We start from the raw sequence: 6,878 nt of genomic DNA on the forward strand, positions 1-6,878 counted from the left end.
GTAGCTGCAAGTCTTGGAATAGCAACAGCTGCCAAAATACCTAAAATAACGATAACGAAGATCAACTCGATCATAGTAAAACCTTTTTTCATGGTTTACTCCTTAAATAAAATTCATCTCGCATACCTATATGCGAAACTTGGCAGAATTATAGATAAAAATTTAAAAATTGTCAATAGTTTTTTGGCAAATTTTTTACAATCTATTTACAAAGCTCGATTTTGCGGGCATTGCAAAATCAAAATTTTAAATCCATTCGGCTTATATAATGTATTTTGGCGGCGCTTCTGTACATTTATATTATAAAAATTATTTACCTTCATTCTCATACGACGCTCAGATACGACGCCCGGATAAACCATATAAACTACAAGAGATACAAGAAACACTATAGCCCATATCGCTTAGTCAAAATTTCATAGCTCTCCACGCGTCTATCGCGCAGAAACGGCCACCAGCGGCGCACGTTTTCGCATCTTTGCATATCGATGGTTACGACTTCGCATAGCTCGTCGGTGCTGTTTGCGCGAAACAATTGCTCGCCCTGCGCGCCAAAGACAAAGCTATTGCCCCAAAACCTAATTCCCTCTTCGCTGACAAGCTGATCTACGCGCTGTTTATTCGGCAGCACCTCTAAAGTTTCGCCGTTAAATTTAATCTCTATCGAAATTTTTAAATTCTCTCGCGCCGCCTCATCCTTCGCGGGCAAAATTTCGCCGCCGATCGCCATTTTGCCGCTATCCGTTAGCGCCCCGTTATTAAAGGATAAAATTCCGCCCTCGCTTAAAATTTTACTCTCGCCGCCTATATCCGTGGAGCGCGAAATTTTATCGCGCACATTCAAATTTGCTTCGCTCCCGGATAAAATTTCATCCGGCGAGACCTCGCTAAGCGCGGCGCTTTCAAAACCCACGCGGTTTACGGCGATTACGGGCAGGGAGTTTGCCACCGCGTGCCCGCGCTGTACCGCGACCCAGGCCTCCAGCTGGCGTGCTTTTTCGTCCTCGCCGTCGCCGTCGAACCACCCGATCGCAGTCGGATATATGAGCAGCTCCGCACCGCGTAGCGCCATCGCGCGCGCCGCCTCGGGATACCACTGATCCCAGCACACCAGCACGCCGAGCCATCCCACGCTCGTATCTATGGGCTCAAAGCCCAGATCACCCGGCGTGAAATAAAATTTTTCATAAAACTGCGGATCGTCTGGTATGTGCATCTTGCGGTACTTGCCGGCGATCCTGCCGTCGCGCTCGAAGACCACGGCGGTGTTGTGATACAGCCCCGCGGCGCGGCGCTCAAAAAGCGAACTTACCAGCACGACGCCAAATCTCTTCGCTACCTCGCTCCACAGCCGCAAATCGCGCTCGAAATCCTGCGCATAGTCGAAATTTTCAGTATTTTCGCGCTGGCAAAAATAATGCGTCTGATGAAGCTCTTGCAAAACGATTAACTGCGCGCCCTTCGCCGCTGCGCGCGCGATGAGCTCGATACTGCGCGCTATCGTGCGTGCCTTGGTACCTTCAAATTTATGCGAAATCAGCCCAACTTTTAAAATTTTCATATTTTTCCTTCTATCCAAATTTAAAGCCTGAATTTATTCATGCACGAACAGTGCAGCGAGCCGTTTTGACGGATGAAAACGCGCGCGTTCACTCCGACTACTTCGCGATCCGCGCACGCTGTTCGCAGACGCGACAGCGCCAGCTCGTCAGCCGCGCGGTTTGGATCGTGCGAATCTGCGGGATCTGCATAGATAGGCATGATGAGCGCGCCGTTTAAAAAGACGAAATTTGCGTAAGTCGCGGGCAGTCTGCGCCCCTGATAAAAGATCGCGCGCGGGATCGGCAGCTCCATCACGTCGTATCCGAGCGATGAAATTTCATCCTTCATCGCGCCAAGCTCAGCGTAATGCAGATCACTCGGATCGTCGCACGACGAAATAGCCACAGTGCGCGGGCTTAGAAAGCGCGCGAGGGTATCTACGTGGCTGTCGGTGTCGTCGCCCTTTATAAAGCCGCGTCCCAGCCAGATTATGTTTTTTAGGCCGAAAATTTCGCGCAGCCGCGCGTCCAGTTCGGCCTTGCTAAGGGAGTTGCGATTTTCATTCAGCAAACACGCGCTCGTAGTTAGCATCGTGCCCGCGCCGTCAAAATCGACGCTGCCGCCTTCTAATATCAGATCTACGTTTCGCAGCGGGCGGGCGTTCGCGGCGTAAAGCTTGGAATTTAACGCGTCGTCCTTGGCACTTGCAAACTTGCCGCCCCAAGCGTTGAAACAAAAATTTAGCCCCGTGATTTTACCGCCCTCCTCTATGTCGATCGCGCCGTAATCGCGGATCCACGTATCGTCGGTATCGATTTGCGCGAAGCTGACATTTGCTAAACCGCCGCAAATTTGCTCAAAATCCTCGCGGCTAGGCGCGATCGCAACGACCGGCTCAAACCTCGCTGCGGCGGCGATAAAGTCGCGATAAGCCGCCCGTATCTCGCCTAAATACGGCGCCCAGTCGGTACCTGCGTGCGGCAAAGACACCAAAAGCGCCTCTTGCTCTTCCCATTCGGCGAATGCTCTCATTTTTGCTCCAAGATTAAAATTTCACGTATTATAGCGAAGCTCGGTTTAAAAAGATATTTGTGGATGGTGCGCCCGGAGGAATTCGAATCCCCGACCTTTTGAACCGCAATCAAATGCTCTATCCAGCTGAGCTACGAGCGCACGAAATAAAAGAAACGGGATTATAGCGTTTTTAGCTTAAATTTAGCCAAAAAACCGAAGTAAATTTTTAACACAGCGCAAATCGAGCATCAGGCACGACGGCTGGGGCGCGATCGCAGGAGAGCTGTACGACCGCATAAAATTCTTAAATCGAACGTCTGCTACGGATCGCCGTATCATTCGCGCCGCGAGATTAAATTTTAAAATTTTGCGTTGCTTTTAAATTTTATGCGGTGGCGGCACAGAGACGACGCAAGACGGCAGGTGCAACCAGAAATCGCAAGCCGCATGCGCGTATCGCAATAAACGAGATGCGATATAAACGGCGCCGGCATTATCGAGCCAAAACCGCGCCTTGATATGCCCAAATAAGATACGCCGCCGCAAAGATCGGCAGTATGAATCAATACTATTATTTAAAGTACAAGGGCGCGGCAGTAGCGAATAACTCCATCGTAGCCAAAAGCCACCTCGCAAGTAGCGCATAAATTTAATCCGCTTCGCAAAACGTTCAAATTTAAAAATCCGTTTCGCCAAAAACGTCTAAATTTAAGAAATCCGCTCCATTAAAACATTCAAAATTTAAAAACTCGCGGCTGCCTCGCGCATGGATGTGAAATCACGAAATCACGAAATCACGAAATCACGAAATCACGAAAAATAAGCCGAATCTCGCGCACAATAAATAAAATTTAAATACTTTTTTGCTACCATAACGCAAATTTAAATAGGGGTATGCAAATGAATAAACGAAGTTTCTCGTCGCGCTGGGCTTTCATCATCGCCTGCGTGGGCTCTGCCGTGGGTATGGCAAACGTTTGGGGCTTCCCCTACAAACTCGGCACGAACGGCGGCGGCGCGTTTTTGCTGATCTATCTATTTTTTATCGCGCTGTTCTCCTACGCAGGGCTTAGCGCCGAGTACGCCATCGGACGCCGCGCCAGAACGGGCACTCTGGGCTCTTACGAATACGCGTGGAAAAGCCGTGGGTTGGGCACCGTCGGCAAGATCATCGGCTGGCTGCCGCTTGCGGGCTCGCTGTGTATTGCGATCGGCTACGCAGTCATCATCTCATACGTGCTCAAAGCCCTAGCGCAGGCCATAGACGGCTCTTTGATGAGCGTGGATACGAACACCTGGTTTGAGTCCTTCGCGCTAACGCCCTATTCGGTCGTACCGTTTCACTTCATCGTCGTTGCAGGCACGCTTTTTACGCTGTTTTTCGGCGCGCACAGTATCGAAAAAACCAACAAAATCATGATGCCGCTATTTTTCATCCTTTTTGCGGTGCTCGCAGTCAAAGTTGCCATGCTACCGGGCTCGGGCGCGGGGTATAAATTTCTATTCACGCCCGATTTCGGCAAGCTCAGCGATCCGATGGTATGGATCTCTGCGATGGGGCAGGCGTTTTTCTCGCTTTCGATCACGGGCTCGGGTATGATAGTTTACGGCGCGTATCTGCCTAAAAACGAAGACGTCGTCTCGGCTGCGAAAAATACGGCGTTTTTCGACACGCTTGCGGCGATGGTGGCAGCGCTAGTGATGATCCCAGCGGTCTTTGCGTATCACACCGATCCCGCCGCGGGTCCGGGGCTGCTTTTTGTGACACTGCCTAAAATTTTACAAGATATGATCGGCGGGCAAATTTTCGCGATCATCCTCTTTACGGCGGTGATCTTCGGCGGAATTTCATCGCTTCAAAATATGTTTGAAGTCGTCGCCGAGTCCTTGATGCATAAATTTCCGCGCCTGAACCGCACCTGCACGCTCGTGCTTTTGTGCGTAATCTGCTTCGGCGTGGGCGTAAATATGGAAGCGATCGTGAAATGGGGGCCGTGGATGGACTTCGTCTCGATCTACATCATCCCGATCGGCGCGGTCATCGGCGCGGTTTCGTGGTTTTGGGTGATCAAAAAAGATGAAATTTTAGATGAAGTAAATTCGGGCGCATCCAAGCGGTACGGCGCGTTTTGGTACAATACGGGGCGCTTTTTATACGTACCGCTGGCGATGTTACTTTGCATAATCGCGCTAAGCATGCATATTTCGTTTTGAGTTAAATTTAGAATTCTGGGTGCCGATACGAGGGAGATAAAATGAAAAAGGTCTTTTTGGCGTTTGCGCTGTTGCTCGGTCTTTGCGGGGCTGCTTTTGCAATGCAAGATACAGAGCCGAGCGAAGCGCAAGGGCAAAATTCCGCGGGAGTTAAAATTTTAAGCGACGGGTTTTATAAAATGTCCGCCGTAGAGCGCGGTAAGGCATTGAATGATTGTGCTGCTTCGAAATTCTATAGAGGATGCGATAAAATTTTTTCACAAGAGATCTCGCAACTTATTAAAAAGTGCGATATGGGCGACGGTAAATATAGTGCTTGTCAGAGCTTATTAAGTATCACGGATAAGCGCTGCTTTGAAAAAGAGGGGGTTGAGAATTCTCTATCTTGCGATCTATCAGGCAATCTGTTAGTCAAAATGAATAAAATCCCTATGGGATTAAAAAGATTATCTATGGCTTGTGAAGTAGGCAAAATAGGGAACTCTTGTCTGCTTTATGCTATAACTTGTTTTTATCACTCTTTGGATATAGACGAAGTAATTAAATATATGGCAATGGCTCGAGATTTGACGCATGATAAAGAGCGCTACAATAAAATCATCAAAAAATTGCAAGATTGCAAAGCCGACAAAGAGTGCAATCCTGCAAAATTAGAATTTCAATAGGCAAACGGCAAGAGCAAATACGGCGGGCTAAATTTCTAAATTTAAAAGACAAAGGAAAGATCGCTATGGCGGATAGACTGATCGACATCGGGCTCATTTTGTTTTTCGGCGGCTTTGGCTTTGTATGCTATATAAACGGCGTATTGGGCATTGGCAAAGACTATATGCAGCGCAATAGAATAGATTTCGTGCGCTGGATGTTTAGCCCGAGGCACATTTTGCGCTCCAACACGCCGTTTGATTCGAACGAGCCGCTAGAATTAAAATTTAAAGAGCCCAAAAGCAAGCACATAATCTACAATTTCTTCGAGTTCATCATCCATTATGCGATAATCGCGCCGTTTCTAGCGATCTATGCGGGGATTTTTCTATTTTGCGCGGGGTGCGTCGTCAAAATTTTATCCTAAATTTAAAATTTGCGACGCGGATGCAGAGCAGGCATTGCATAGACGCCGTTTTCGTTGCGGAATTCCAAATTCTACGCCGCATCTCTTGCTAAGCATGCACCGCTTCCGTGTCTTAAAAAGTAAAATTTCAAAATTTTATCCCCAAATTCACGACTTGCGAATTTTATGCCGTGATTTCCGTTTCTATCGGGGCGGGAAGGGGCCCCAATTGCGAGGTCGCATTTCTCGCAGGCGCCGCCTCCGCAGCACCGCATTGCTCTGCTCGCCCGCAAACCCCACCTAGTCCCCTACAACACTATATGGACGAGCTACACTCGCATTACATTCTTTCTATTGCGACTACGCCGCATGAAATTCTTTAGAGGCAAATTTATTGTATTTGGAATTTTAATATTCCATCCGTAGCCGCCAAGCCAATTTATCCGCCGATAAATCATCAAACCGCCAAGCCGTCCGTCGATCGTCAAACTTCCGCTCGACCGCAAACTAAACTAGCCGCCAGCCAAACCGATCGGCAACCGACCGATTAAAAATCGATCGTATAGCCGTCAAATCGATCGATAAAATGCCCGTAAGCTAGTGATTGTAAAATCACCGACTAGTCGCCGAATTTATCGATAGCGAAGCCGTATAAAACCGACCGACTGCCAAAAGCAGTAGCCGCAGACTAGAGGAGCGCGCGCCCGAGTTACAAAACGACTGACCGCCGAAGCAATATACCGCCAACCGATCGGCAGTCGAGCCGTATAAAACTAACCGACTGATCGCCGAGCCAAAGCCCTAGCCCGCGTTACTGCACGTAAATTTTATAATCCCCGTAGCCTAGCGCGTCCATCTCCTCAAGCGGGATAAATTTCAAACTCGCGCCGTTGATGCAGTATCTCATACCGCCCTTCTCTCTCGGCCCGTCATCAAAGACGTGCCCCAAATGGCTGCCTCCTACGCGGCTGGAGACCTCGATGCGCTGCATGCCGTGGCTGTCATCTTGCGCGTACGCGATCGCATCGGTCGTTATCGGCTTTGAAAAGCTCGGCCA

7 protein-coding genes and 1 tRNA gene are annotated in these 6,878 nt (G+C 49.0%); 3 read left to right on the top strand and 5 right to left on the bottom strand.

What is annotated here, in order from left to right; genetic code table 11:
- The 4 genes from Q0438_RS09795 to Q0438_RS09810 all read right to left on the bottom strand — a co-directional run.
- Positions 1-92: type IV pilin protein (locus Q0438_RS09795; protein ID WP_299190511.1), on the bottom strand; the 92-nt coding region annotated here is incomplete at its 3' end.
- 296 nt (positions 93-388) lie between these two features.
- Entirely contained in the window at positions 389-1,561 is a 1,173-nt protein-coding gene (locus Q0438_RS09800) for a carbon-nitrogen hydrolase (RefSeq protein WP_299190499.1), read from the bottom strand.
- Between the two features lie 20 nt (positions 1,562-1,581).
- Positions 1,582-2,574, bottom strand: a complete 993-nt coding sequence (locus Q0438_RS09805; protein ID WP_299190501.1) for an agmatine deiminase family protein — start codon at positions 2,572-2,574, stop codon at positions 1,582-1,584.
- 64 nt (positions 2,575-2,638) lie between these two features.
- Positions 2,639-2,715, bottom strand: a tRNA-Arg gene (locus Q0438_RS09810).
- 741 nt (positions 2,716-3,456) lie between these two features.
- Between Q0438_RS09810 and Q0438_RS09815 the strand changes: the two genes are divergently transcribed.
- The 3 genes from Q0438_RS09815 to Q0438_RS09825 all read left to right on the top strand — a co-directional run bounded on the left by Q0438_RS09815 (position 3,457) and on the right by Q0438_RS09825 (position 5,842).
- The gene (locus tag Q0438_RS09815) at positions 3,457-4,770 is read left to right on the top strand and encodes a sodium-dependent transporter (RefSeq protein ID WP_299190503.1); all 1,314 of its coding nucleotides are present in this window, start codon (positions 3,457-3,459) and stop codon (positions 4,768-4,770) included.
- Positions 4,771-4,811: 41 nt separating this feature from the next.
- Positions 4,812-5,435 carry a hypothetical protein gene (locus Q0438_RS09820; protein WP_299190505.1) on the top strand — a complete coding sequence of 208 codons (624 nt, stop codon included), beginning with the start codon at positions 4,812-4,814 and terminating at the stop codon, positions 5,433-5,435.
- A 65-nt stretch (positions 5,436-5,500) separates the two neighbouring features.
- Positions 5,501-5,842: a hypothetical protein gene (locus Q0438_RS09825; RefSeq protein WP_299190507.1), complete on the top strand. Its 342-nt coding sequence runs from the start codon at positions 5,501-5,503 to the stop codon at positions 5,840-5,842.
- Positions 5,843-6,632: 790 nt separating this feature from the next.
- Here the strand turns inward: Q0438_RS09825 and msrB are convergent.
- On the bottom strand, positions 6,633-6,878 hold a 246-nt coding region (msrB, locus tag Q0438_RS09830; protein WP_299190509.1), incomplete at its 5' end, for a peptide-methionine (R)-S-oxide reductase MsrB.

Origin of the sequence: uncultured Campylobacter sp., from assembly GCF_938030785.1 — a bacterium.
In the GTDB taxonomy this organism is placed as follows: Bacteria; Campylobacterota; Campylobacteria; order Campylobacterales; family Campylobacteraceae; genus Campylobacter_B.

Coding starts and splice junctions, on each gene's coding strand:
- Q0438_RS09800 (WP_299190499.1), bottom strand. CDS start 1,561: ATGAAAATTTTAAAAGTTGGGCTGATTTCGCATAAATTTGAAGGTACC.
- Q0438_RS09805 (WP_299190501.1), bottom strand. CDS start 2,574: ATGAGAGCATTCGCCGAATGGGAAGAGCAAGAGGCGCTTTTGGTGTCT.
- Q0438_RS09815 (WP_299190503.1), top strand. CDS start 3,457: ATGAATAAACGAAGTTTCTCGTCGCGCTGGGCTTTCATCATCGCCTGC.
- Q0438_RS09820 (WP_299190505.1), top strand. CDS start 4,812: ATGAAAAAGGTCTTTTTGGCGTTTGCGCTGTTGCTCGGTCTTTGCGGG.
- Q0438_RS09825 (WP_299190507.1), top strand. CDS start 5,501: ATGGCGGATAGACTGATCGACATCGGGCTCATTTTGTTTTTCGGCGGC.